The organism is Cellulophaga sp. L1A9 (assembly GCF_009797025.1).
In the GTDB taxonomy this organism is placed as follows: Bacteria; Bacteroidota; Bacteroidia; order Flavobacteriales; family Flavobacteriaceae; genus Cellulophaga.
This window is the reverse complement of record NZ_CP047027.1, coordinates 3,168,472-3,195,379: the sequence shown is the minus strand read 5'-3', so window position 1 is coordinate 3,195,379 and position 26,908 is coordinate 3,168,472. Positions and strand designations below refer to the sequence as shown.

27 protein-coding genes are annotated in these 26,908 nt (G+C 33.7%); 17 read left to right on the top strand and 10 right to left on the bottom strand.

Features of this window, described 5'->3' with window-relative positions; all coding sequences use genetic code 11:
• Positions 1–49: 49 nt before the first annotated feature.
• Both GQR94_RS14005 and GQR94_RS14000 read left to right on the top strand, forming a co-directional pair.
• Complete coding sequence (locus tag GQR94_RS14005) at positions 50–664, top strand: FMN-binding negative transcriptional regulator (RefSeq protein WP_158976080.1); 615 nt, start codon at positions 50–52, stop codon at positions 662–664.
• A gap of 293 nt (positions 665–957) precedes the next feature.
• Positions 958–1,377 carry a DUF2141 domain-containing protein gene (locus tag GQR94_RS14000; RefSeq protein ID WP_158976079.1) on the top strand — a complete coding sequence of 140 codons (420 nt, stop codon included), beginning with the start codon at positions 958–960 and terminating at the stop codon, positions 1,375–1,377.
• 60 nt (positions 1,378–1,437) lie between these two features.
• Here the strand turns inward: GQR94_RS14000 and GQR94_RS13995 are convergent, their stop codons facing one another.
• Entirely contained in the window at positions 1,438–1,917 is a 480-nt protein-coding gene (locus GQR94_RS13995) for a Dps family protein (RefSeq protein ID WP_158976078.1), read from the bottom strand.
• 103 nt (positions 1,918–2,020) lie between these two features.
• On the opposite strand from GQR94_RS13995, the gene GQR94_RS13990 reads away from it, so the two are divergent.
• The gene (locus GQR94_RS13990) at positions 2,021–2,962 is read left to right on the top strand and encodes a LysR substrate-binding domain-containing protein (protein WP_158976077.1); all 942 of its coding nucleotides are present in this window, start codon (positions 2,021–2,023) and stop codon (positions 2,960–2,962) included.
• A gap of 52 nt (positions 2,963–3,014) precedes the next feature.
• Here the strand turns inward: GQR94_RS13990 and GQR94_RS13985 are convergent, their stop codons facing one another.
• Positions 3,015–3,209 carry a hypothetical protein gene (locus tag GQR94_RS13985; RefSeq protein WP_158976076.1) on the bottom strand — a complete coding sequence of 65 codons (195 nt, stop codon included), beginning with the start codon at positions 3,207–3,209 and terminating at the stop codon, positions 3,015–3,017.
• Positions 3,210–3,351: 142 nt separating this feature from the next.
• Here GQR94_RS13985 and GQR94_RS13980 point away from each other — a divergent pair, with 142 nt between their 5' ends.
• The gene (locus GQR94_RS13980; protein ID WP_158976075.1) at positions 3,352–4,623 is read left to right on the top strand and encodes a D-alanyl-D-alanine carboxypeptidase/D-alanyl-D-alanine-endopeptidase; all 1,272 of its coding nucleotides are present in this window, start codon (positions 3,352–3,354) and stop codon (positions 4,621–4,623) included.
• 6 nt (positions 4,624–4,629) lie between these two features.
• Here GQR94_RS13980 and GQR94_RS13975 read toward each other — a convergent pair whose 3' ends face one another.
• The 5 genes from GQR94_RS13975 to GQR94_RS13955 form a co-directional block, all read right to left on the bottom strand.
• Complete coding sequence (locus tag GQR94_RS13975; protein ID WP_158976074.1) at positions 4,630–5,217, bottom strand: NUDIX domain-containing protein; 588 nt, start codon at positions 5,215–5,217, stop codon at positions 4,630–4,632.
• A 17-nt stretch (positions 5,218–5,234) separates the two neighbouring features.
• Positions 5,235–6,026: a TIGR00266 family protein gene (locus GQR94_RS13970; RefSeq protein WP_158976073.1), complete on the bottom strand. Its 792-nt coding sequence runs from the start codon at positions 6,024–6,026 to the stop codon at positions 5,235–5,237.
• Between the two features lie 58 nt (positions 6,027–6,084).
• Entirely contained in the window at positions 6,085–6,582 is a 498-nt protein-coding gene (locus tag GQR94_RS13965) for a hypothetical protein (RefSeq protein ID WP_158976072.1), read from the bottom strand.
• A 109-nt stretch (positions 6,583–6,691) separates the two neighbouring features.
• Positions 6,692–7,585 (bottom strand): DUF6268 family outer membrane beta-barrel protein, encoded by an 894-nt coding sequence (locus GQR94_RS13960; RefSeq protein ID WP_158976071.1) that lies wholly within the window; start codon positions 7,583–7,585, stop codon positions 6,692–6,694.
• Positions 7,586–7,763: 178 nt separating this feature from the next.
• Entirely contained in the window at positions 7,764–8,222 is a 459-nt protein-coding gene (locus tag GQR94_RS13955; RefSeq protein WP_158976070.1) for a DUF4442 domain-containing protein, read from the bottom strand.
• Between the two features lie 134 nt (positions 8,223–8,356).
• Here GQR94_RS13955 and GQR94_RS13950 point away from each other — a divergent pair, with 134 nt between their 5' ends.
• The 7 genes from GQR94_RS13950 to GQR94_RS13920 all read left to right on the top strand — a co-directional run bounded on the left by GQR94_RS13950 (position 8,357) and on the right by GQR94_RS13920 (position 14,717).
• Positions 8,357–8,839 carry a DUF4870 domain-containing protein gene (locus GQR94_RS13950; RefSeq protein WP_158976069.1) on the top strand — a complete coding sequence of 161 codons (483 nt, stop codon included), beginning with the start codon at positions 8,357–8,359 and terminating at the stop codon, positions 8,837–8,839.
• A gap of 177 nt (positions 8,840–9,016) precedes the next feature.
• Positions 9,017–9,352, top strand: a complete 336-nt coding sequence (locus GQR94_RS13945; RefSeq protein WP_024479993.1) for a PadR family transcriptional regulator — start codon at positions 9,017–9,019, stop codon at positions 9,350–9,352.
• 2 nt (positions 9,353–9,354) lie between these two features.
• On the top strand, positions 9,355–11,139 hold the full coding sequence (locus GQR94_RS13940) for a PspC domain-containing protein (RefSeq protein WP_158976068.1): 1,785 nt from the start codon (positions 9,355–9,357) through the stop codon (positions 11,137–11,139).
• 151 nt (positions 11,140–11,290) lie between these two features.
• Positions 11,291–12,025 carry a head GIN domain-containing protein gene (locus GQR94_RS13935; RefSeq protein WP_158976067.1) on the top strand — a complete coding sequence of 245 codons (735 nt, stop codon included), beginning with the start codon at positions 11,291–11,293 and terminating at the stop codon, positions 12,023–12,025.
• A 98-nt stretch (positions 12,026–12,123) separates the two neighbouring features.
• Positions 12,124–13,134 carry a dipeptide epimerase gene (locus GQR94_RS13930; RefSeq protein ID WP_158976066.1) on the top strand — a complete coding sequence of 337 codons (1,011 nt, stop codon included), beginning with the start codon at positions 12,124–12,126 and terminating at the stop codon, positions 13,132–13,134.
• A complete protein-coding gene (locus tag GQR94_RS13925; RefSeq protein ID WP_158976065.1) occupies positions 13,134–14,201 on the top strand; it encodes an aminotransferase class I/II-fold pyridoxal phosphate-dependent enzyme in 1,068 nt (355 codons plus the stop codon). The genes GQR94_RS13930 and GQR94_RS13925 overlap by 1 nt, the downstream gene beginning before the upstream one ends.
• Before the next feature lie 69 nt (positions 14,202–14,270).
• Complete coding sequence (locus tag GQR94_RS13920; RefSeq protein WP_158976064.1) at positions 14,271–14,717, top strand: hypothetical protein; 447 nt, start codon at positions 14,271–14,273, stop codon at positions 14,715–14,717.
• A 79-nt stretch (positions 14,718–14,796) separates the two neighbouring features.
• Here the strand turns inward: GQR94_RS13920 and trxB are convergent, their stop codons facing one another.
• Together trxB and GQR94_RS13910 are read right to left on the bottom strand one after the other, a co-directional pair.
• On the bottom strand, positions 14,797–15,762 hold the full coding sequence (trxB, locus tag GQR94_RS13915; protein ID WP_158976063.1) for a thioredoxin-disulfide reductase: 966 nt from the start codon (positions 15,760–15,762) through the stop codon (positions 14,797–14,799).
• Between the two features lie 127 nt (positions 15,763–15,889).
• Positions 15,890–17,020 carry a formylglycine-generating enzyme family protein gene (locus tag GQR94_RS13910; RefSeq protein ID WP_158976062.1) on the bottom strand — a complete coding sequence of 377 codons (1,131 nt, stop codon included), beginning with the start codon at positions 17,018–17,020 and terminating at the stop codon, positions 15,890–15,892.
• A 155-nt stretch (positions 17,021–17,175) separates the two neighbouring features.
• On the opposite strand from GQR94_RS13910, the gene GQR94_RS13905 reads away from it, so the two are divergent.
• From GQR94_RS13905 to GQR94_RS13880, 6 genes are all read left to right on the top strand, one after another.
• Complete coding sequence (locus tag GQR94_RS13905; protein WP_158976061.1) at positions 17,176–20,079, top strand: PEP/pyruvate-binding domain-containing protein; 2,904 nt, start codon at positions 17,176–17,178, stop codon at positions 20,077–20,079.
• A 2-nt stretch (positions 20,080–20,081) separates the two neighbouring features.
• Positions 20,082–21,341 (top strand): serine hydrolase, encoded by a 1,260-nt coding sequence (locus tag GQR94_RS13900; protein ID WP_158976060.1) that lies wholly within the window; start codon positions 20,082–20,084, stop codon positions 21,339–21,341.
• Between the two features lie 112 nt (positions 21,342–21,453).
• The gene (locus tag GQR94_RS13895) at positions 21,454–22,056 is read left to right on the top strand and encodes a TetR/AcrR family transcriptional regulator (RefSeq protein WP_034666861.1); all 603 of its coding nucleotides are present in this window, start codon (positions 21,454–21,456) and stop codon (positions 22,054–22,056) included.
• 54 nt (positions 22,057–22,110) lie between these two features.
• Positions 22,111–22,923 (top strand): haloacid dehalogenase type II, encoded by an 813-nt coding sequence (locus tag GQR94_RS13890; protein ID WP_158976059.1) that lies wholly within the window; start codon positions 22,111–22,113, stop codon positions 22,921–22,923.
• 7 nt (positions 22,924–22,930) lie between these two features.
• Entirely contained in the window at positions 22,931–23,326 is a 396-nt protein-coding gene (locus GQR94_RS13885) for a DoxX family protein (RefSeq protein WP_158976058.1), read from the top strand.
• A complete protein-coding gene (locus tag GQR94_RS13880) occupies positions 23,316–24,047 on the top strand; it encodes an SDR family oxidoreductase (RefSeq protein ID WP_158976057.1) in 732 nt (243 codons plus the stop codon). Before GQR94_RS13885 ends, GQR94_RS13880 begins: the two co-directional genes overlap by 11 nt.
• Before the next feature lie 46 nt (positions 24,048–24,093).
• Here the strand turns inward: GQR94_RS13880 and GQR94_RS13875 are convergent, their stop codons facing one another.
• Positions 24,094–26,907, bottom strand: coding sequence for an MFS transporter (locus tag GQR94_RS13875; protein ID WP_158976056.1), 2,814 nt, complete (start codon positions 26,905–26,907; stop codon positions 24,094–24,096).
• Between the last annotated feature and the right edge of the window lies 1 nt (position 26,908).

Genomic DNA, 26,908 nt, shown 5'->3' with positions numbered 1-26,908 from the left:
ATTCTAAATGAATAATAGTTACTTTTAACCTAACAAAGAGCTATTTAAAATGTTTATACCAAAGTATTACGAGCAAACAGATTTAAAAGAAATTAAACAATTTTTAGTTGAAAATAGTTTCGGGATTCTTATTAATCAAGTTAATAATAAACCTTGGGCTACCCACATTCCATTAGAATTAGCCATAGACGAGGATGGTTCTGATATCCTAGTTGGCCATATCGCCAGAGCAAATCCGCAAGGCAAATACTTTTCAAAAGACAGTACTGTTCTTTGTATTTTCAATGGTCCCCATTCTTATATATCTTCTTCATGGTATAAAGAAGAAGAGGTGCCTACTTGGAATTACATTGCGGTTCATGTCTATGGAAAATTAAGCATTCTTAGTGAAGAAGATGTAATGGCATCTATGCATAAGCTGGTCAATAAATATGAGAAAATATCTAAAAACCCTATTTCTTTAGATGATATGTCTGATAAAACACTTCGGCAAGTAAAGGGTGTAATCGGGTTTAAAATAAAAATAGAAGATATTCAAGCTACCTATAAATTATCCCAAACTAGACCAGAAGATCATGAAACAATTATTGATGAATTAGAAACCTCTAAAAATCCAAACGCTTGTGCCATAGCCCAGGCAATGAAAAACCAAACATCAATTTAAATGATAATCAACTAAATTATTTATACCCTTATAATTGTTCAATGTAATAGGGCTACCCATTCACAATCTTGCATTCTTTTTAAAGAGGCTGCAATAAATTTCACCATACAAGAAACTAAAGGTATGGTACATTGGTTAGAAAATAGAATTGGGAATTAGATCGTTCTTATACAACTCAGCTATAACATGCTACAGTTGAGTTTTTAGGATTTAGCATTACTGTTTATTTTTTTCAACTTTGAAGTATTAATAACCACTACCCTAATTTATAGGTAGTACAATACCTCATTTAAATGAAAAATTTAATAATTACTTCAATGTTTATTTTAAGTTCAATCTTAGGTATGGCTCAAGAAAATGAAAGCTATACCCTTACCGTTATTATTGATAATATCTCTAATGACAATGGCAAAGTATTACTCTCATTACACACTGCAGATACCTTTATGAAAGGTTCTGGCATACAACATAAAGAAAGTGAAATTGTAGCTGGAAAAATAAAGCTAACTTTCCAAAATGTACCACTCGGAACCTACGCTATTATGGCGCTTCATGATGAAAACGATAACCAGCGAATGGATTATGAAACCAACGGAATGCCTAAAGAAAGTTATGGTATGTCTGGAAATGAAATGTCGTATGGACCCCCGAATTTTGAAGATGCAAAATTTAAAGTTTTAGATCAAAATTTAGACTTCAACATTCGTTTTTAATACTAAAAAAGCCTCTTAACATACTATGCTGAGAGGCTTTTTATTTAATAAATTAGACTATTATATTTCTTCTGTTAACCAGGCTTTCATCATCCAAACTGTTTTCTCTTGTTCAGCGATAAAATCACTCATCATAGAGTTAGTTCCTTCATCGTTCGCATCACCAGATGTGTTCAAAATTTTTCTTTCTAATACAAGTAATTTACTTAATGAATCTACAATTAAATGGATTGCAGCTTCATCTTTATTGACATTTTTACCCACTTGAATCGTTGAATTTTCAATATAATCTTCAAAAGTATGTAATGGAAGACCGCCAAGAGTTAATATTCTTTCTGCAATCATATCTACTTTCTCATTAGCATCTGTATACAATTCTTCGAATTTAATATGCAAATCGAAAAAACGTTTTCCTTTAATATTCCAATGAATACCTCTTAAATTTTGGTAATATGTTTGAAAATTAGCCAATAAAGTATTTAAGTCGTTACTTAATTGTGCAGATTTTTCCTCGTCTAATCCTATGCTATTTAGTTTCATAATAAGTGCTTTTAATTTCATAACAAAATTACAAAACATATACCTCCAAAGGCTATAAGATTCATTGATAGTTTTTATATTTTTATAGCCTAAAACAATACAGATGACTATAACGCAATTGCAATATGTTTTGGCTGTTGCCGAATACCAAAATTTCACCTTGGCTGCCGAAAAAAGTTTTGTAACCCAGCCTACTTTAAGTATGCAAGTTCAAAAATTAGAAGATGAATTAGATATTCTAATTTTTGACCGTGGAAAAAAACCAATTGCGGTTACTGAAGTAGGAAAAAAAATTGTGGCGCAAGCAAAGAATATTGTCAATGAAGCCAATAGGATAAAGGATATTGTTGATCAAGAAAAAGGATTTATCGGAGGTGAATTTACATTGGGAATCATACCTACCGTAATGCCTACACTTTTACCAATGTTTTTAAATACATTTATAAAAAAATATCCAAAAGTAAACCTTATCATTAAGGAGCAAAATACTGAGGATATGATACGAAATATTCAAGATGGCCATTTAGATGCAGGAATTGCTGTTACTCCTTTAGAAATTGAATTTATCAAGGAACGTCCGTTGTACTACGAACCGTTTGTAGGGTACGTACCAAAAAATCACCGCCTAAGTTCAGTAAACAAACTTAAGACAGAAGATTTAGATATTAATGACGTACTTCTTTTAAGAGATGGTCATTGTTTTAGAGATGGTGTGATAAACCTATGTAAAGCTTCAAAAGATGCAAATGGTGAAGCATTTCAATTACAAAGTGGTAGTTTTGAGACTTTAGTGAATTTAGTAAATGAAGGAATGGGGATGACCTTGCTACCTTTCTTGAATACATTAACGCTAGACGAACGAAAAAAAGAAAATTTAAAATATTTCGAAAGTCCTTCACCTGCTAGAGAAGTGAGTTTAATTTATCACAAAAGCGAATTAAAAATACAAATCACAGAAGCGCTAAGAGAAGTAATTTCTAGTATTGTTAGAGGAGCAATTGCTTTTCAAGACGTAAAAATTATTAGTCCGCTTAATAAAAAATAGATTCAACATTAAAAACAATAAAAAAAGCCACTTTAGAAGTGGCTCTTTTGTTTTATGTCAAATAAATTAAGCTCTGTTGTAATTCTGGCTTATCGTATATAAATTTTTCTAACCAGAGTTTTAGTTCTTCTACTTCTTCAGGTAATAAATTTGAAAAAGCTTTTTTTACTTCTTTACAAAATAACTTTGTATCAAAACTAACTTTATTCAGTACCATTTTAGTGTACTCAAGCATTGATTTAGCCATATTAAAATGTGTATTAGTTGATTTTACTAAGTTAACCATAAAAAGATGATATCTATTGCTTTGCATTAGTTAAAAAATAGATAAATTGTTGTTAATATACACAAAAAGCCTAAATTTCAATTTAAATAACTACTATTTAGAAATGCAGAGAATATTATATTCACTATTGATTATCAGCCTATTATGTAGCTGTTCAGCTACAAATATTAAGAAAATTAAGAAGGAAACACAACAAACACTTGTTGCGCCTTTATTCGATAATCAGTTCCTAGGAGTATTCATTTACGACCCGTCAAGTAAGGATACTATTGTCCAATACAATAGCAAAAAATATTTTACACCTGCTAGTAATACAAAAATTGCAACCCTCTATACGGCACTAAAAATACTCCCTAAAAAAATCCCTGCGCTAAAATATTACACCACTGTAGATACGGTTTATATTGAAGGCACTGGCGACCCTAGCTTTTTACACTCCTATTTTAAAGATAGTACCGTTCTTAAATTTTTACAACCGTACCATCACATCAAACTTCACTTAAATAATTTTGATGCTGCTGCATATGGTCCTGGATGGGCTTGGGAAGATTACGATGCTTATTTTCAACCAGAACGTTCTCCTTTTCCTATATATGGTAATGTAGTGTCTGTTTTTAAAAAGGATTCATTAACTGTTATTCCTCCATTTTTCAAAAAAGACGTGAAGGAACTATTAGCACCAAAGGCTCGTGAACACTATCAAAATACATTTTATTATAATCCTGATAAAAAGGACACCCTAGAAACTCCTTTTATGGTAGATTCTACATTGGTTAGAACACTTTTAGAAAAAGCAATAAACAAGAAAATAAATCTTGTAAATACATTTCCAAAAGTTGAAAAACAAATTCTATTTAGTGTCTCTACAGATTCTGTTTTAAAAAGAATGATGGCCGTCAGCGATAATTTTTTAGCAGAACAACTTCTTGTTTTAGTAAGCACTACCCTATCTGACACTTTAAGTAGTAGAAAAGCACAAGATTATATTTTAAAAAATAATCTTTCCGATTTAAAACAACAACCGAGATGGGTAGATGGTTCTGGGCTCTCTAGATATAATTTATTCACCCCAGAATCCTTAGTACATGTCCTTCTAAAAATGTATCATGAGGAACCACAAGAGCGCTTGTTTAACCTATTCCCTGTAGGCGGAGTTTCTGGCACCCTCAAAGGTTCGTATGCAGGAACCAACCGACCTTATATGTATGCAAAATCTGGATCCTTAGGTAATATCTATTGTTTGAGTGGTTATTTACTAACCAAATCTGGTAAAACTCTAATTTTTAGTTTTATGAATAACCACTACAAACAACCTTCTGCAGAAATAAAAAAACAAATGCAGCTCGTATTCGAAAAATTAAGAGATAATTACTAATTGCTATTAACCCTTAGAAAGATGCTGAATTTTTAAATATTGTAACAACATGATGGACTTCCCATCCACAATTTCTCCTGTAGCAATCATATCATAAGCCGAAGAGAATGGAATATCTAACACTTCTATATTTTCGGTTTCATCTTCTGCGCCACCACCTTTACTGACCTTCATTGTATCATCAATATAGCCTGTGAAAAAATGAACTTTTTGCTTTACCGTTCCTGGTACCATAAAGCTCCCAAAAACTTTACTGACATCAGAGATTTGGTATCCAGTCTCTTCTAAAACTTCTTTTCTAATACAATCTTCTGGGGTGTCTCCATCTAGAAGACCAGCGCAAACCTCAACCAGCATTCCTGTAGCCACTCCGTTTTGATACGCAGGCATTCGAAACTGTTTGGTTAAAATTACTGATGCTCTTTCTTTATGAATCAAAAGAATAGCTGCAGCATCGCCACAATCATATACTTCACGCTCTTGTTTTTCCCAAGTATCATCTTCCCTTTGATATTCAAAAAAATATTTATCTAACCGATACCAGTTATCTGATAAGAGTTTTTTTGTTATGTTTTTTACAGTACCGTTTTTCAAATTATGCTATTATAAAATTAATTATCACCATCTAACAAATCTCCTATTCCTCCAAGAATACTTCCTTCCCCTTTAGTTTTTCCACCTCTAGGGATTGCCGCTAGAACACGCCCTGCTAGCCTACTAAAAGGTAAAGACTGTACATATACGGTTCCGGGTCCACGCAGCGTTGCATAAAATAATCCTTCCCCACCAAAAACAGTATTTTTAATTCCGCCAACAAATTCTATATCATAGTCTACCTGTTGCGTAAACCCAACAATACACCCTGTATCTACCCGCAAGACCTCTCCAGACTTTAATTCCTTTTTCGCTAAAGTTCCTCCGGCATGTACAAAAGCCAAACCATCGCCTTCTAGTTTTTGCATGATAAAACCCTCTCCTCCAAACAAACCTCTTCCTAAACGTTTTGAGAATTCAATTCCAATAGAAACCCCTTTAGCTGCACAAAGAAAAGCATCTTTCTGACATATAAATTTACCTTGCGTTTCTGATAAATCTATAGGAAGTATTTTTCCAGGATAAGGAGAAGCAAAACTAACTTTGCGTTTTCCTTGACCTATATTTAAAAAAGCCGTCATAAATAAACTTTCACCTGTTAGCATCCGTTTTCCTGCAGAAAATATCTTACCCAAAACACCCGTATCTTGATTAGATCCGTCTCCAAAAATAGTATCCATTTTAATATCAGAATCCATCATCATAAAACTTCCCGCTTCAGCCACAACTGCTTCTTGAGGATCGAGTTCTATTTCTACAAACTGCATTTCTTCTCCAAATATTTGGTACTCTATTTCATGTGCATTCATATTTCTATTTCTTTTTGATTGATGATGATTAGTTTACAAGTATATCATTATGTTACATTTATTTTACTTTTTTTATTAAGATTTTGGCCAGCTCAACAGGGTTTTGCGTTCCAATCATTATCTTCTTACCATTTTTAAGATGAAGAGCTAAGCCTTGGTTCCCTTTTATATTATACACTGTTCCATATTTTAAACTCAACCTAATTCCGTAACCAACAAAGCTATAAGTAACAATCTCAGCAGCAGTAATGTCTGTCCAATTCCATTTTTTAGAAAAGAGAGGAAAAAAAGAAATTTTTATATATTCTTGCGTTACTGTAGTTTTTAATTTTAAAAGAATAAAAAGTATCAAAACTAAAAGCATAATCACCAAGGAAATCCAAAAATCTATAGGTGCTACTAAACTAAAAGAGAAATTACCATTGGCCTGATTAGAATCTTCTAAAATAGGTTTAACCAATGTATACCCTAAAATTAGGATAGGTGACAGCAATAACAACCATAACCACCATTGTGTAAACTTTTGTTCTTCGTAAAATAAAGGTGCTTCTTTCATAATGAACTACATAACTATAATATCCTAAAAATAAAAAACAGAAACTACAATTCTGTAATTTCTGTTTTTTAGTTTTAACTAATTGCAGTATTCATAATCTACTTTTGACTTAATATGGACTTTTAACTTTTGACTTTTTATTTAAATTGTATTTCAATCCAAAATTATAGTAGGCCCCATTCTCCATGTCAAAATCATAAATCTCATCCGTATCATAATCCTGAACTTCCATGGTATTAAAAGCGGAATATCCCACTTTGGCATTAAACTCAAAGTTATTAAGGAATGTTATGTTATACCCTAAGCCGCCCACTAAATAAGTGTTTTTTAAAGTACCTACATAATCTGTTTTATAAATCTCCACATCATCATTAATATTACCAGCAAAACCATCTAAAGTAGTAAATGCTTCGAAATTATGATTTTTATGTAAAGTCCATTTTAATCTTGCATCAGGAAACCCAATTTTGTAGGCCCATTTTTCATCCAAACGTTTTGTGTATGCAATTATAGGGATTGGAAAATTTAAGCCATTTTGAGCATCATACTCCACCCCAAAACTCCACATGGATTGTTTTTCTTCGTTTAATTTATCAAATAGTAAAGTTCCATTTATAAAAACATCTCGACCATCAATCTCTTGAATATCGAAATTTGAAGATATTTGCGGCGCTAATTTCAAAGAAAAACCCCAGCCGTTTTCAAGAATTCTATCATACAAAAGACCTAAACTAAAGGTTTGAAAGTTGTCAATTTGATAGGTTTCAAAAGGCACATCTTTATCCACATAGCCAATATTTAAATTTTGATATTCTCCAAATAAGCTAATTGTTTCTTTACCCGTAATGGTCTTTAAAGGAATATCAAAACCTACTTTATTTTTTTTTATAGTTCCTACCTCAGTATTAGGTAAAATTTCAGAATCAATATAAACACTTCCCATTTCTTGAGCGAAGCCTACTCCTACTGAACTAAGAATAAAGATAATTACCAATTTTCGCATTTTCATTTCTTTTATAAAAGTTATGGGTTAGATTTTAACTGTTATACAGCAGCTATAGGTCTAATCCCAAACGAAATTGGTGAAAATGTAAAAAAACAACAAAGCAAATAGATATGCGCGGGGTTTGAATATACCAACCCTCCATATTCATCTATAGAATGAAGAAATGAGGTTAATTTTATTTTTTTCTTAACTTTATGGTCCATTCAAAGTTAAAGGTAGATACGACTACGCCATCTGTATTTACTCCAACGGACTTCATCCAAATAGTTTGCCCTTCTCCCGTAGCTACCGTTTTATCAATACCCTCTTGAATTAGATGACCATCTTCGCAAGTAAATGTAATTTTGCCTGTAGCTTTTTTTGTAAAACTAGCATTGTTATTTGCTACTAACATAGAAATTTTATGTCCGCTCTCTTTAATTTGATCAATCATCATGGCTCCAGTAGTTAATTCTGCTGCCATACCTTGAACTGCCCAGAACATGGATTTAAAAGGATTTTGATTCACCCATCTGTGCGTTACCGTTACTACTGCTTTTTTTTGATCTATATGACGTAAACGTACGCCACACCACCAAGCAGAAGGCAATTTAAAAAATGTAAACGAATTAAACTTACTTGCGGAAACTCCCATAATTACTCTAAATTTTTTATAAAAGTATTGAAAAATAATGAGCTTACAATTGTTAATAAAAAGTTAATTTTCAGTACTATGTGTAGCATAGTACCTTTTTTTAACCATATATTTGCATAAGAAATTACTAAGCCATGACAGATACCTTATCAAAACACGAAAAAAACCTCTCTGCGATTTTGCATGCATCAACGTTTTCAAAGTTTTTTATTCCTTTTGGAAACTTCATTTTACCCTTGATTCTATGGACCGCAAATAAGAATGAATATAAGTATGTGGATTATAATGGAAAACAGGCGTTAAACTTTCAATTGAGTTTATTACTGTATTCTTTTATCCTTGGAATTATAAGTATTCCTTTTTTTATCGGTTTATTTCCAAGCGTATTTGATTTTGGTAATTTTTCATTTGGAAATTTAAATCACTTTAATACTATGAATTTTCACTTTGATAGTAGTGATTTTAGGTTTGGCTCTTGGTTAATTCCTTTTGGAGTTACAGGTTTATTGCACGGAGCTTTATTTGTCTTAAATATCGTATATACCATTTTAGCTGTTATAAAAACCAATGAAGGTCAGCCCTTTGCATATCCATTAACCATTCAATTTATAAAGTAAAAGAGGTCTTAATCACACCTTTTCGGTATAGGAGTTTATTCATTAATCACAATCAAAAATCAATCCGGATGTTTATTCATCAATCAAAAAACGAACCGTTAATCTATGCAAGAAGTTAGTTCTAAAACAGAAAGAATTTCGAGGCTAAAAAAGCTGCATACAAAGCACAACGAAATTATGAATGTAGAAAATACAAAGGCGCAAATGCGAAAAGGTGTTCTGGAATATTGCATCCTCTCTATCCTAAACGGAGAAGATAAATATGCTTCAGAAATTCTTGAAACGCTAAAAAATGCTAAAATGCTAGTTGTTGAGGGTACTATTTACCCTTTACTAACTCGACTAAAAAATGCAGGCCTATTAAATTACCGTTGGGAAGAGTCTACTTCTGGACCACCAAGAAAATACTATACCTTAACTGAAACCGGTAAACTATTCTTAAAAGAATTGGATACCACTTGGGATGAATTGCGAAGTGCTACGAACCTAGTGACCAACAACAAAAACAACTAACGATGAACAAGACTGTAAATATAAACCTCGCTAACATACTTTTTCATATTGATGAAAATGCGTACAACAAAATGCGACGCTATTTGGAATCTGTAAAAAGATCATTTGCAAATACCCCTGGAAGCGATGAGATTTTGGCCGATATTGAAGCTAGAATTGCAGAACTCTTTCATGAAAAATTAGCCAATGAACGTCAAGTAATTACGACGAAAGAAGTAGATGAAGTCATCGCTATAATGGGACAGCCAGAAGATTATATGGTGGATGAGGATATTTTTGATGATGAACCTGTAGCCGCTTCTAAAGAACCTAAAAGGGTTAAAAAATTATACCGAGATATTGAAGCAAAATATGTTGCAGGTGTATCTGCCGGTATTGGTCATTATATAGGCCTAGATCCAATATGGGTTCGCATTCTTTGGATTATTTTTACTGTTGGATCTGGAGGAAGTTTTGCGCTTATTTATGGACTACTATGGATATTGATTCCTGAGGCCAAAACAACCGCTCAAAAATTAGACATGCGTGGTGAAGATGTAAACATCAGCAATATTGAACGTAAAGTAAAAGAAGGTTTTGATGAAGTTGCAGACCGTGTAAAAAACGTTGATTATGAAAAAGTAGGAAATAAGGTTAAAAGTAGTGGCAAAACTTTTTTTGATACCCTTGGAGAAATCATCATGTTTTTCTTTAAAATTATAGGAAAATTTGTAGGTATCTTACTTATAATTACCGGAGGCGCTGGATTAATTGCCATGCTGGTAGGTTTCTTTACTGTAGGTGTTTTTGATACTGTTCATCTTGGTCCTTTAAACTTATATGAACTGGTAGATGCAACAGATACCCCTTTTTGGATTGTAGCACTATTCGCATTCTTATTGGTGGCTATACCGCTGTTCTTTCTAATGTATCTTGGTTTAAAAATTCTTATCACCAATTTAAAATCTATAGGATCTGTTGCTAAGTTTACCTTATTAGGCTTATGGTTAATTTCATTAATTGCCATTATGATACTGGGAGGCAAACAAGCTGCTTCAAGAGCATTTTGGGATAGTGCAATAACAGACAATGAATATTACTTAAATAGCCCTAACGACACTTTAAATATCGCTTTCGCCTCTAATGATTTACATTGGAATAGAAGAACATTAAATATTGGTGATATGGTAGTTAGTTATGATGATAACGGACAAGAAATTTTATCTTCTAAAGACGTCGAATTTAATTTCAGAACTTCTAAAGATTCACTCATTCATATAGAAATTCAGAAAAATGCCAACGGAAAGTCATTTCCAAATGCTAGAGAAACTGCAGAAAAAATAAATTACAACTATACTTTTGAGGGAAATACCTTAGAACTGAATGAATTCTTAACGACAAGAAGAGAAAACAAATTTAAAAATCAAGAGGTTCGTGTTTTTATCTACTTACCAAAAGGTATGAAAATAAAATTTTTGAATAATGCTGATAATTGTTGGAGAATTAACACCAAAAACAATTCGGATGTTAACGACTGTGATGTCTCTGATTTCAAATGGATAATGGGGAACAATGGAACGCTAAATTGTTTAGACTGCTTGGAAGAAGAAATAGATAATCCTGAAGGGAATAACCGAGTGAAAATAAATGAAGACGGTATTAATATTAACATCAATGACAATGGAGAAAAGGGCAAAATAAAAATAGATGAAGACGGTATTGATATTGATGTGAACGATAATGGCGAGTCTTTCATTTTAAAAATTGATGAAAATGGAATCCGAGTAAACACTAATGAAAATCAATAATCAGTAGGACGTTTAAAAACTAAACCACTAGTGAACGCCTATCATTTACAATACATTACAATTCATCAATTAAAATCAACAGTTGAGTTTTAAAAGTTATAAAGCAACCTCAATAAATAACATCTTTACATCAATCATAAAAACAACAATCATGACAACTTTAGTAAGAATTGCACTCACACTAGCACTAAGCATATTTTTAACCTCCTGCGGAATGGATATAAAAATAGGCGAATTTGGCTCTGGCGTTAAAGGAAACGGAATAGTAACCAAAGACATTAGACCCGTAAATGAAGATTTTACCGAAATTTCTGCATCAGAAGGTTTAGAAGTAATTGTAACCCAAGCAGATGTTTTTGAAATAACGGTAGAAGCAGATGAGAATATTATTGATTTAATAGGAACAGATATTAATAACAACGTCCTTAAGATTCATGCAATAGAAAACATTGGTAATGCTACTAAAAAAGTATATGTTTCTTTACCTAATATATCAGAATTAAAAAGTTCTAGTGGTGCAAATGTAACAGCAAAAAACACCATTAAATCAGACAAATTAACTATAGATTCAAGTAGTGGTTCTTTAGTTGACGTAACCATTGCAACAGATGATTTAACTATTGATGCCAGTAGTGGTGCTAATCTTAAAATTCTAGGAGAAACAACGCATGCAACTATTGATGCTAGTAGTGGGTCAAATGTGAGCGGTAAAAAGTTAGCTGCAAAATTTTGTAACGCAGAAGCAAGTAGTGGTGCGAATGTTGACATCAATGTTTCAGAAACATTACATGCAGATGCTAGTAGTGGAGGGAATATATCTTATTCTGGCAAAGCACAAGTAAATTCTAATAAAAGTGTTTCCGGTAGTGTAACTTACAACGATTAACTACCAAACGTAAATAGATGAAAAGCCATTGAAATTTCAATGGCTTTTCGTTTTTTTATATTTTGTCTTTGCCTATTTTCGTAGGAAAGATTTACACCATGGAGCTTCAATTAAAAAAATACATTTTACCTTTAAAACATACTTTTAGTATTTCTAGAGAATCTCATGATTTTCAGGATACGTTAATTGCAAGCTTAAGTTTAAATGGCCAAACGGGATACGGAGAAGCTACTTCCAATCCTTACTATAAAATTTCAGTAGAGAGTATGATGGCAGAGATAAATGCCATACGATCAGAAATAGAACAGTACACATTCACCACCCCTGAAGTATTTCATGCCTTTACAACTAGTAAAGGTCTTTCTAATTTTGCCATTTGTGCTTTAGATTTAGCAGCTCATGATCTTTATGGCAAACTAAAAGGGAAGCCATTATATGAAATTTGGAATACAAACTTAAACCACTACCCTACTACAAATTACACCATTGGTATTGCAAGTATCGAAAAAATGGTAGCCAAGATGCAAGAAACACCATGGCCTATCTACAAAATAAAATTAGGAACAGATGATGATGTTAACATCGTAAAGGAATTGCGCAAACATACAGATGCTATTTTTAGGATTGATGCCAATTGTGCTTGGACCGCAGAAGAAACTATTTTTAATGCTCCGCTTTTAAAAGAATTAGGTGTAGAATTTTTAGAACAACCCCTAAAAGCTGATGATTGGGATGGTATGGAAAAAGTAATGCATCATAGCGTTCTACCCATTATTGCTGATGAAAGTTGTATTTTAGAACGTGACGTAGAAAAATGTAGTCTTCATTTTAGTGGTATCAATATTAAATTAACAAAATGTGGCGGATTGACCCCTGCATTACGAATGATTAAGGAAGGAAAAGAATTAGGTCTAAAAGTAATGGTGGGCTGTATGACCGAGTCTTCTGTAGGCATCTCTGCAATTGCCCAATTATTACCGCAATTGGACTATGTGGATATGGACGGTTCTATGCTACTAAAAGAAGATATCGCAGATGGCATTATTATTAATAAAGACGCTAGTTTAATATATCCTACACTTGGAGGTAGTGGAGTAACACTTAGATAATGATAAAATATATTGATTCATTCCCGGGAAAAAACCTTCAGGCAGACCATACCAATTATTTGTATTTTGGTGGCACTGCGTATTTAGGTTTGCAAACGGATATTGAATTTCAAGATTTATACATTAAAAATATACGAAAATACGGTACCAACTATGGTGCATCTAGAAAATCAAATATTCAGATTAATATCTTTAATCAAGTAGAAGACTATTTTGCAAAATTAGTAGGTAGTGAAGCTTGTGTAACCTTATCTTCGGGATATTTAGCGGGACAATTCATAGGTCATTTTTTAAATAAAAAGGAATTCAAACTCTTCTACTCCCCCAATACACATTCTGCGCTTTATATTAATAATCCTGAGGAGAATAAACCAAAATCATATATTACTTTTTCATCATTAAGCATCGCTATTCGCGATCATTTAGAAAAACAGAGCACAATAACACCTGTAGTATTTCTTGATTCCATAGATTTTTCAGGTGCCAATTTTCCTAATTTCAAAGGACTGCAAGCACTACCCTTAGAAGATGTTATACTCGTCGTCGATGATTCTCACGGGATTGGAATTACAGGTAAAAATGGGGCTGGGGTTTTTAAAACTATAGACAGTTTAAACCCTAAAGAATTGATTGTGTGCTGCTCCTTAGGCAAAGGTTATGGCGTACAAGGAGGTGCCATTTTCGGAAGTACTGATCGAATTAAAGAACTAACAGCTACTACTTTTTTTGGGGGAGCAAGTCCGGCTTCTCCAGCAAATCTTGCCAGTATTTATCAAGCTGAAGTTTTATTAAATGCAAAACGCATTTTACTTCATCAAAATATTGAATTTTTTATAGATAACGTTGATGCGATAACCAAATTTAAATATATGATTGGCCACCCCGCATTTACTTTTTCGGACGAAAAACTAACAAACTACTTAGAAGAACATTATATTTTAATCACCAGTTTTCGGTACCCTAATGAGGACGCTAATCTTATGAGTAGAATTGTGATTAGTGCTGCTCACACCAAAGAAGACATAAGAAATTTATGCGCGCTTATTAATAAGTATTATATTTTTTAATAATTTTCCTACATTTTAATAAAAATTATCGTAACTTATTGGTATCTAACAATTTAAAAATACATGATCATGAAAAAATTAATCGGATTGATTTTCTTGATGTTATTTTTAGTTTCTTCAACTAATGTTACACCTCTTAAATCTTTAAAAAACTCTTCTTTAGAAGGTACTTGGGAACTCGTTAACCGTTTTAACTACGACGGTATGAATGTAACTGACACGCTATCCAATATGAATGGTTATCGTCAGGTAAAAATTTACAGTAAAGGCAAAGTGATGTGGACGCGTTATTCTCCTAATGATCCATCAGAATGGTTTGGATATGGTTCGTATTCAAATTCAGAAAATAACTTGGAGGAACAACTAGAATTTGGTTCTGAAATGATGATGAAAATTCAAGATACCGTTCAAGTATTCAAATTTGAGTTGCAATTAGATAAAGATTCCTTTAAACAAATTACAGTAGACGAGGAAGGCAATAAAATTTCTTCAGAAAACTATAAACGAATAGATTAATACTATTTTTCAAACTTAACCTTAAAAGACGTGGGGAATATTAAAAAAAAGAGCCGCTAAATAGCGGCTCTTTTTTAATTTAAGCCATTGAGGCCGGTGTTTCTATTGCCGCCAAATAACGTTCGGCATCTAAAGCTGACATACAACCTGTTCCTGCTGCTGTAATCGCTTGTCTGTATTCTTTATCTTGAGAATCTCCACAAGCAAACACTCCTGGAAGGTTCGTTTTAGTAGATTTTCCCTTTGTGATTAAGTAGCCGGTTTCATCCATATCTAACTGACCCTTAAAAATATCAGTATTCGGTTTATGACCAATAGCAATAAATAATCCTGTAATGTCAATTTCTGATTTTTCACCAGTAACATTATTTACCATTCGTAAACCTTCTACCACTTGTCCTCCTAATACTTCATCAACTTCCGTATTATATAAAACTGTAATATTTTTTATATTATGAACCCTATGTTGCATCGCTTTTGAGGCTCTCATCTCGTCCTTACGAACTAACATGGTAACACTTTTACAAATGTTTGCCAAATAAGAAGCTTCTTCTGCGGCAGTATCTCCTGCCCCAACAATAGCTACATCCTGGTTTTTATAGAAAAAACCATCGCAAACAGCACATGCCGAAACGCCTCCGCCTCTTAATTTTTGTTCACTAGGAATATTTAAGTACTTTGCAGTTGCTCCCGTTGAAATAATAACCGTTTCTGCTTCAATCTGGATAGAATCATCAACCGTAGCTTTATGAATACCGCCCACTTCTGTGCTTAATTCTACCGCAGTAATCATTCCTATTCTAACTTCTGTACCAAAACGTTCTGCTTGAGATTGCAATTGCATCATCATCGTTGGTCCATCAATCCCTTCAGGGTAACCAGGAAAATTATCAACCTCTGTTGTTGTCGTTAATTGTCCGCCTGGCTCCATTCCTGTGTAAACAACAGGCTTTAAATCTGCTCTTGCAGCATATATAGCAGCTGTATAACCCGCAGGTCCTGAACCAATAATTAAAGTTTTAATTCTTTCAATTTTATCTGACATAATCTAGTACTTCATATTTGTTACTTCAAAAGTAGGTTTTTTGTCAAAAAACTTACATTAAAAGTTATCAAAAGTTGTTATAGTTTAATAGTAGCATCCTGTACCCTACTTTTTTCTAGGAAAAATATTAATTCTTAACGAGCATATCTGGAGTAGCCACCGTTCTAAAACCTACGTGTTCTGCTCCAGAATCTGGGCTTGATCCCATTCGTGAAGAGATTCTATAACTAGCACAATATGAGGCACTGCATAAAAAAGAACCTCCTTTAATTACTTTTTCTATAGCGTACGGGTTGTTAGGATTATATGTTTTTGATGGCCCCTGAGGATTTCTTGCCAATGCAACATTATTGGCTACTTCTTTAAAATAATTAGCGCTGTACCAATCTGAAGTCCACTCCCACACGTTACCCGCCATATCATACAAACCAAAATCATTTGCAGGATAAGACATTACCGCTGCTCTACGTTCAAAGCCATCTAATTTTGAATTAGTTACAGGAAACTCGCCTTCCCAAGTGTTTGCCATTGACGCTAACTTACTAATATCATCACCCCAGAAATATATGGTTTGCTTTTGGTGACCACGCGAAGCATGCTCCCATTCTGCTTCTGTTGGCAACCTTCTTCCTGCCCAAGTACAATAGGCCATAGCATCTTCATAAGAAATTTGAACCACAGGTTCTTTGTCTTTACCTTGTATCGTACTTTTTGGTCCGTTTGGATGTTTCCAGTCTGCTCCAATTTTCCATTCCCACCATTGAGAAAAATCATATAAATTAGGAACTGAGTTTTTTGTTTTCTTGAATATTAATGCTCCCGGTTGTAAAATAGAATCATGTGGCTTTGGAGTACCTTCTGGCAGTTGTGCTTTCATTTCTTCCCAATCAATTTCTCGTTCTGCAACAGTAACATATCCAGTTTCGTTTACAAATTTTGCAAATTGGGCATTGGTAACTTCCGTAATATCCATAAAGAAACCATCTACCTGTACTTCATGCATTGGTTTTTCATGATCCATTGCCATTTTATCTTGAGGCACTGCTCCTTGATTAAAGGTTCCTCCAGGAATCCAAACCATACCTTCAGGTGCAACTATATCTGTAGGTTGTGCAACTAAAATTTCCTTTAAAGCTTCTTTTTTTGAAATTTCAACCGCAGCCTTATCTTCTTCTTTAACTAGTTCTTCTTTCTTTTGTTCTTTACATTGGGTATTCACTAAGAGTAGCGCAAAAAGTAATGGTAACAAGAACTTCATTGGAAAGGGTTTATCGGTTAAGTGTCAAAAATACAATTCTAGTCTAATCGAATAAAACATTTAACTTTAAATTAATCCATAAAAAATCAGTAAATTATTAAACTAATGAAAGTACAAATAGTATACTTTTACTTTGATTTAAATTTGATCAACCCATGAAAACCAAATCAATTTCTACTTTTATTCTGTTTTTATTCGCCGCCACCTTATTTTCTCAAAAGCTTAGCAATGAAAAGATTACAGAACAAATAAATACCTATAAAAACGATATAAGAGGACCTTATAAAGATATTCGTTGGTTTTGTACTGACGGCAGTATTCGCCAACCAAAAGATCCGTGTCCTGAGAATGTTGGACCAGGGGTCCAACATGCGCGTTATAAAGATGCTGTAGTTGCTTTAGGAGAGAGCAATCATATTTATTTAGGACAGATTTTAGCATATACAGATGTAAAAGAATTTTGGGATTTAGAGCGCAATCACTCCCGTTTAAAACAATATCAATTAGATAAGTATTTAAGAACTATTGATGACGGATGGATTTTACAAAAAGGGCAATTTTACAGAGGTTCCATTCAATCTGAAGATGAGCAAGCTTGGGGTATTGAATTTTATAAATGGCTATTAGCCGATAAAGAGCGTGTGGCTCAAAATTATTTCTTAATCCGACAATCTTTAAAAGATATTCCGCATGAGGGTGATGATAACACCTCACAATTAATGCGCAGCCAGTCTAAAGTAATTTCTGATGCCTATGAACCTTTTATGGATCTTAGGGTGAAAATCCATAGTCAACCAGAATTTGTAGACATTCAAAAAGTAAAAGATTTTAAACAGAAACATACTGCAAAACTAACTACAAGCCTTAGCAAACAAATTGATGCTTTGATAACTACCATGCAAACCTTTTATAAACCTATAGATGCTTCTACATTTTTAGCAAATGCTCCTCTTGTAAAAAAAACAGCCATAGGAAAGAAAATTGATGCGTATGCGATTACTTCCGCAACGGATACTCCAAAGAGTATTATCATTAATTCTTCTGATTTACTTTTGGAATTGAGAGTTGCTATCTTAGAAGAAACAAATCCTGAGATTAAATTACAATTGCTTGATATCTCTTTAAAAGTTGAAGATATCCTATTTAAAAATGCTCCCAAATGGGAACCGGAATCAGTAAATGTTCTATTAGAAAAAATCTGCTATTTAGGAATGGCAACTGCAGGCGCTGGCTATGCTGAAACATGGGAATGGGAACAGTTGATGGGGTCGTTAAGCAAATATCAAGCTCCAAAAATGACCTTAGGCGAGCTTACAGCTGTTTTAGAAAATGCCCGCAGAGAGGTGGAATGGAGCGCAGCTATGGTAAAAGCTACGTATCAAGACATTGTTAATGAGTACACAGGTTTTGAGCCTAAAGCTTATGGTTTTATAGATGACAAAATCAGAGGATCTATAGCCTTATATTTAGGTAAAGCTGTAGGTGATTTAGGCGATTTTATTGCAAAAGAATCTTCTTTGAGTAACAAGGTATTAGACGTACAAAACCAAAGCACGTTTAGAGGATTAAACCCCGGCTATGCCTATGGAGAATTGGTCGTGGTTGATGGTTCTCCTGATGAGATAGAAGTAGCCTCTGATAAGATTTATATTTTTCAACGCCCTCCAGCAGACTTAAAACCTGTTGCAGGAATAGGAACTGTTGCAGAAGGTAACATGGTTTCTCATGTTCAATTATTAGCCCGTAACCTAGGCATCCCAAATACCGCATTATCCGATGAAAATTTAAAAGATTTACTGGCTTATAATGGTCAAAAAGTATTTTATGCGGTCTCTAATAAGGGAAATGTTATTCTAAAATTAGAGAAAGACATGGCTGCAGATGAATTAGCCTTGTTTACTAAAAAAGAACGGAAGGAAGAAAAAATTGCTGTGCCTGTGGCTAATATTCGTTTAGACGAAACTGCAATTCTAAATATGCGTAGTGTTGATGCGGAAGATTCAGGAAAGCTCTGTGGACCAAAAGCGGCCAATTTAGGACAGTTAAAAAAGATGTTCCCTGACAATGTTGTAGAGGGATTAGTGATTCCTTTTGGGATTTTTAGAGATCACATGGATCAGCCTATGCCAGGACAAACGGTTACGTACTGGAAGTTCCTTAACAATATGTTTGCGGAAGCAGATAAAATGCGAGAAACTAATGTTCCTGAAAAAGAAGTAGAAAACTATCAACTCCTGCAATTAGAAACTTTAAGAACGGCTATAAAAATAATGCCGCTAAAAGATAGCTTTACCTCTTCCTTAGAAAAAGAATTCTCAACAGTTTTTGGTGAAAATTTAGGAGCTGTTCCGGTATTCTTGCGCAGTGACACCAACATGGAAGATTTAAAGGATTTTACGGGAGCCGGACTTAATTTAACCATTTTTAATGCGGTAGCTAAAGAAAAAATTATTGCAGGTATTAAAGATGTATGGGCTTCGCCTTACACAGAACGTAGCTTCAAATGGAGACAGAAATATTTATTAAACCCAGAAAATGTTTTCCCATCTATTTTGGTTATCCCTAGTGTAGATGTAGATTATTCTGGTGTTTTAATTACCAAAGGATTAAATTCTGGAAATGAAAAAGATTTAACCATAGCCTTTAGTCGTGGTGCTGGTGGTGCTGTTGACGGTCAATCTGCAGAAACTTATGAAATTAAGAACTCTGGGGGCTATGACTTATTAGCGCCTGCACGGGAACCGTACCATAATACCTTACCTGTTACGGGTGGTACTGGTAAAAAATTAGCAACTTTTGAAAAGTCGGTTTTAAATGAACAGAATATAGAAGAGATACGCCTCCTTGCTGAAACGATTCGAAAAAGAATGCCTACAGAAACAAACACAGATTACAAAGGTGCGTATGATGTAGAATTAGGCTTTAAAGACAATAAATTATGGTTGTTTCAAATTAGACCTTTTGTAGAAAACAAAAAAGCATTGAGTTCTGCCTATTTAGAATCCATCACCCCAAAAATAAATACAAACAAAGAAATACCCCTATCAATAAAACTATAACCATGAAAAAACTACTTATCCTCGGAATATTAATTAGTTCTTGTTTTGCATTTACTACCCTATTGTTTTATCCTATAGACGGGTATGAGCAAACAGGAATTAGACGATTGCTTCGATTAGAATTAATCAACAGTGGCGAATTGAAAGAAACCACACCTCTACCTGAAGGGGCTAAAAAATCATGGAGTGACATTAAATTGAATTTAATCTCAAAAGCTTCTGATAGTGTAGGGAGTTTTTTACAAGTCGACGAAGATTTCCAGAAGGAAATTAGTGGTTTATTCAGAGGTTTAGATAAAAGCTACTCGCTTACTGTTCTAGATATTTCAGATTTAGATAGCATTCGGTATGCTAAAAGAAATGAAACTGCCGGGTATCAACCAGGTAGTGTAGGTAAACTGGCGGTATTAAATGCCTTGTTTACGCAATTGGCTAAGATATACCCAGATTCATGGGAAAGTAGAACAAGTTTATTAAAAAATAAAACCGTTAAGGCCGGTGTTTGGGGCCTAACCGATGAGCACACTATTCCCATCTACAATGTAGAAAAGAAAACCTTAGTAAAGCGCCAAGTCGTCGCTAGTGATGTTTTTTCGTTGTATGAATGGACAGACCATATGTTGTCTGTAAGTAATAATGGCGCAGCAAGTATTGTGTGGCGAGAAGCTTTATTGATGGCTGCTTTTGGAAAAGAGTATCCCGAATTGACAGAAGAAAAGGCTTTAACCTATTTTAAAACAACACCTAAAAAAGAACTAACAGATTTAGCTAATGATGTGGTAAATTTACCCCTTCGTGATTTAGGCATCACTCATGAAGAATGGCGTTTAGGGAGCTTTTTTACAGGCGGCGCTAATACCTACGTGGGGGATAAAGGAGGCAGTACAGGAACTCCTATTGGATTGATGAAATTTTTAATACAACTAGAACAAGGGAAAGTTGTGGATGAAAATAGTAGCTTAGAAATGAAGCGCCTTATGTACATGACAGATCGTAGAATTAGATATGCACAATCTCCTGCATTGAAGGATGCTGCCGTATATTTTAAATCTGGAAGCTTGTACAAATGCGACCGTTCTAATGGTCAAGTTTGTGGAAAATATATGGGGAATGTTTCAAATTTCATGAACTCTGTTATCATCGTTGAACACCCAGATAATTGTACGTACATGGTTGTTTTAATGACCAATGTATTGCGTAAAAATTCGGCTTCGGATCATATGTATTTAGCCTCCGCAATAGACAAAGTCATTAAACAATAATAGTTAAATTCTTCAAAGCTGTTTTAATAAGTATGGACAAATAACGTCATAATTCAATGTTAATTAAGTAAATTTAAAAACATACTACCTAGTATTTTATTACTTTTACGACATGGAGCAAAAGCAGAAATCGGAATTCACTAAACAATTAATCCTAGAGGAATCATTTAGACTATTTTATTCCAACGGTTTTAAAAGTACCAGTGTAGATAAAGTTATGCTCGCTACCAAGCTTACAAAGGGTGCCTTCTACCACCATTATAAAAACAAAAAAGAATTAGGTCTCGCTGTAATTACCACAAAGGTAAAAGAGCGTGTTTATGACGGTATGGTTGCCCCTTTATATCAACCTGGTAATGCTTTAGACATTTTAAAAGCCACTTTTATTGATCGTCTAAAATCATTTTCTATCCATGAAAAGAAACATGGTTGCCCCATGAATAATTTAATTAATGAGATTGGAGATGAAGAAATTGCATATCAAATCGCATTAAAAAAAATTATAGAAGAATGGCAAGCAGCGCTAATTTTCTTAATTGATAGAGGTAAATTAGAAAAGAGTATCCAACAAAATATAGAAAGTAAAGCGGTTGCTATTTATTTAATAAGTGCTTTTGAAGGCATTCGAGGCATACGAAAATTATACCAAGACGATGCAATTTTAGAAGCATACATCTCTGGGCTTTCTTTCTACCTGCAAAAATTAGAAGTTTAATTTTTTTTACATAAAAACATACTACTTAGTATGTTTTAAAAAACATCCATTATTATGAGTCAACAAAACGAACAAAGAAGAAATTTCGTAAAAAAATCTGCCTTATTAGGTTTAGCGGGTATTGCTGCCCCACACTTAGGTTTTTCTGCGAATGATACCAAAAAAAACATAGAACCTACCCTTTTGACAGACCGTCCTAAAGTAATTTTCTTTGATGTAAATGAAACCTTATTAGACCTAAACGCAATGAGAGAAAGCGTAGGGAATGCTTTAGGAAAAAGAAGTGACTTATTATCCTTATGGTTTACCACCATGCTACAATATTCATTAGTAGACACGGTAGCAAGGCAGTATCACGATTTTGGAATCGTAGGCGTTGCTGCGCTACAAATGGTAGCCTCAAACAACGGAATTACAATCTCTAAAGACAAAGCCACAGAAGCCATTCTAAAACCATTACGCTCGTTACCTGCGCACCCAGAAGTAAGATCTTCTTTAGAAAATTTAAAAAAGGCAGGCTATACATTAGTCTCTTTCACCAATTCATCAAACATAGGTGTAAAAACACAGTTTGAAAATTCTGGATTGATAGATTTATTTGAGGAGCGCTTGAGTGTAGAGGATATTGGAAAATTTAAACCACATACAGATGCCTATGATTGGGCTGCCCGAAAAATGGGTGTAAAACCACAAGAATGTTTATTAGTCGCTGCCCATGGCTGGGATATTGCAGGTGCACTCTGGGCAAATTGGAGAGCCGCTTTTATCAGCAGACCTGGCGCACAATTGTATCCCCTAGCACCTAGTCCTGAATTAAATGAAGCCAATTTAAAATTGATCTCCGACAAATTGATTGCCTTAAAATAAGCGCAGTATGAACGTCATTAAGGAAAATATTTTAAATGCTATCACCGTCATAATCATGTCATTTTTTGCGATTCCTAAATTAACAGGAATGCCTCGAAGCATAGAAGGCTTTAAGCAGTTTGAAATTGCGTTAGGTATACCTGCAACTTTTTTTAGAATATTCACGGGAATTTCGGAATTAGCTTTAGCAGGTCTTTTAATATTCGCATTTGTCTATGAAAAACAAAAGATCGAGAAAATTGCTTTTGCTTTTTTATTGGTTACGATGCTAACCGCTATTTTATTAGAACTACTCGCTAGGCCCGAACCTAAACTTATCCTTGTAGCAATAGCAATATTCTTAGCTATTGGCGCTATTTATAAATTAAATAAAAATTCTATAACAACAGAACATGATACATAACAAAGTAATTATCGTAACCGGATCCTCTAAAGGGATTGGGAAAGAAACAGCTCTATTATTGGCTAAAAATGGAGCAAAAGTTGTCATAAATCATTCAAACAGTGAAAAGGAGGCGGAAGAAACCGTTACACAAATAATTGACAACGGCGGAACTGCATTTTCATTTAAAGCTGATGTGAGTAAAAAAAAGGAAGTAACAGTCTTATTTGATGCTACTCTTGAAGCTTATGGTAAAATTGATGTGCTCGTAAATAATGCAGGAACTATGGTTTCTAAATTATTGAAAGATAGTAGTGAAGAGGATTTTACGACCCTTTTTAATGTCAACGTTAAAGGAGTATTTAATACGATGCAAGAAGCCAATTTTAAATTAGCCGATAATGGTATAATCATCAATTTTTCATCAAGTACTGCAAAATTGATGCTCCCTACCTATTCTCTTTATTCTGCTACAAAAGCTGCGGTAGAACAAATGACACGCGTATTTTCTAAAGAAATAGGAAGAGGAATATCTGTAAATGCAATTGCTCCAGGAGCCACAGAAACAGATATGTTTTTAAATGGAAAATCTGAAGAAACACTCACAAAACTTAGAGGCATGAATGCCTTTAATAGATTAGCAAAACCATTAGATATTGCTAAGGTAGTATTGTTTTTATCTAGCGATGATTCTAAATGGATTTCTGGTCAGGTAATAGGAGCTAATGGAGCTTTAATATAACAAGGCTTGGGTATAGCTTTCTTTAAAATTAGAAAGACAGCTATACCTATATTTTATATAACTCTTCTAGAGCTTCTTTTGCAAAAGATTTGATTTTGAAATTCTCATCTTCCAAATACTTTTCGAGCAAGGGAATATATTTTTTATTTTGTTGTTTTCCAATCAAAAAGAAAACAGCAAGTTTTAGTTTCTGATCATTAGCTTCTAATAGCAATTGAAAGCATTCTAATTCTGTTAATATTTTTTGCTTAAATTGATGTATTACTTCTTCAGAAGTTACATCTATAGCACTACTCTCTATAATAGGAAGTAATTTTCGTTTTAATTCTCCTGAAAGTAAATTATCTAAAAATTCTATAGCATTGGTTCTTGCCTCCTGTTTTTCACTCACCAAACCAGCATAGGCAATGGTAATATCATTCTGCTTATATTTTAAACCTAATAATTTAAAAATACGCTCTAAACCTGCATCTAGTCTACGCTCTAATAATTCCAATAAACTTGCACGGGCATCTCGCTCTGATTCAGAAACTATTTCTTTTGTTTTTTTCCTATTTCGATAAGAAACAATAATCTGCGTATGCATAGCAGATAAGGTATTATGATACAATTTACATTCCTCATAAATACTAGAAACAATTTTAGCATTATTAAAATGAAGGTTCGGAAAATCGGTCTTTAAATCACTTAAAGCTCTAATTGCCGATAGCCGTACCGCCAGATCTTTATCTTCTAATAAATGGAAAAGATTGCGGACTGAATCTTGAGAATGAAACGCTTTAAATACTAGTGGAATAAACCGAGCTATTTCAATAGAAACCGTATGCGCCTTGACCATGTCTAACAAAGTAGGCTGTATTTGCTGGCCGTAGTTTTGAAGCGCTAACACTGTTGTATTCCTTAAGTTTTTATTGGGCAAAAAACCAACAAGTAAAGGAATAAACTCCGGACTTAAAGTTTGTCCTGCGGCATAAATGGCCGTTTTCTGTACCGCTTCCGAAGAGTGCAATAGGTATTCTTTTAGGATGTCATGAAAGCCTGCAATATTAGCAGCCCCTATTGTTTTCAATAGAATCTGCAATCGGTCTATAGCTGCTTCATTTTCTTTAACCGCTGCAATCTCTCTTGCTATGCGCTCCGTAAGCTTATAAGTAGAACGTAAAGAGTAATTATCTCTAGACTCACGTGCCAAACACAGCAATGCTGTAGTTGCTATTAATGAATTTTTATCATCCAAATAAGCATCAAACACAATAGTTTCATTTTTCTGAGCGTGCAATAACAAGTATGCCAATGTAGCTTCTACTAAATCCTCATCCTCACTTTTGAGTAACTCAGGTATTTGAGAAATCATACTATTACTATTCAAAAAATAAAGGCTTTGGATTGCTGCTGTTTTTACTTTAAGAGAAGGATGGTCTACTAATAGCTCAACTTCTTTTATAAATCGCTTGTCATTGATTTCCTGAAGTTTTTGTAACATAAATAAGATCTGAGATTCTGATCCTGATTTAAATACCGTCTTCATACCTTCTACTACAGAAACATTCTTTACAACGGAAGTATCTTTTATTTTAATATTGGCTAACTCGGCAAGGTTTTCTCTAAACGTTTGAAAGTATTCTTTTCTAACTTTATAAATAAAAAACATCCAAATCCCTACAAGAAGTATAATTATTGACGTAATATAATATATGGGTAAATCGAGTCCCTTGATGGCGAAAATTAAAATAAAACCTGCAATACCGGTAGCTACACTATCTACAACAACATCAATAAAAGACTTTGTTTTGTTTTTAAGATCAAAGGGCAATGGTAAGGATAACAGTTCCGTAGCACTCTTATGAATAGATTGTTTTAATGTACCATCTACAGCTTTAATAAAAATGATTACCGACAATTCTGGAACAACAAAAAATAATGCTGCTCCCATGAATATTCCTAAAGGCAACAACATCAAAGAAAAACCAACACCCCAAATACCTACGACTCGTTGAGTAAAAAATAATTGAATTAATAATGACAATAAATTGAAAGTGGAAAACCAAAAAGCAAAGAAAGAAGTCAGCTCATCTGGGTCTGGAATACGTGCAGAAGCAAAATCACTGTACAAATAGTCTACCAGTTTAGCAACAATAACACTAATCCCCACAATACCGGCTAGATAGGTTAAGTGCTTAGAATTTTTAATTAATGTAATTGGTTTTACTTCCCTTACTCCAGTGCGCTTCTTCTGCTTAAATGTATTTAGTTTAATAATTCTGGCTTTCCATATTTTATTTAGCAAGGCGATACAAATTCCTAAAAATAAAGCGGCAATGAATATCACATTTTCATTACCAATAAGAGGCGCTAATAAAGACGTTAAGTACCCTCCTAAAATTCCGCCTAGAATAGCTCCAGAACCAATAAACCCAAACAAACGCTTGGCTTCTCTGGCATTATATACCAAATTTGCCATGACCCAAAACTGTGATGCTGAGAGAACGGCATGAATGGCTACCCACACATAAAAAAAGTAGAGTGCCCATTTATTTAAATAATGAAACCTCAGCAGTAATGCAAGAACAATACTAAGGATTATAGAAACTGATAAAGTAAATCTAATTATTTTTTTAAGTGAAAAGCGCGCTAAGGCTCTAGAATACCCATAGGAACTTACAATGGCAGTTGCGGCAACTAAAAGAAATGCTAAAGGAAGATTTTCTACGCCTAATTCCGATAAAAATAAAGCATTTACTGTTGGCTTGATAATTAGCAAAGAAGCTATTACCAAAAATATATACGCCAACATATAGAAAGAAATTTTAAACTCTCCTTCTCTTATATCAAATGTTTTCTTAATTAAGTTTAGGAGCATG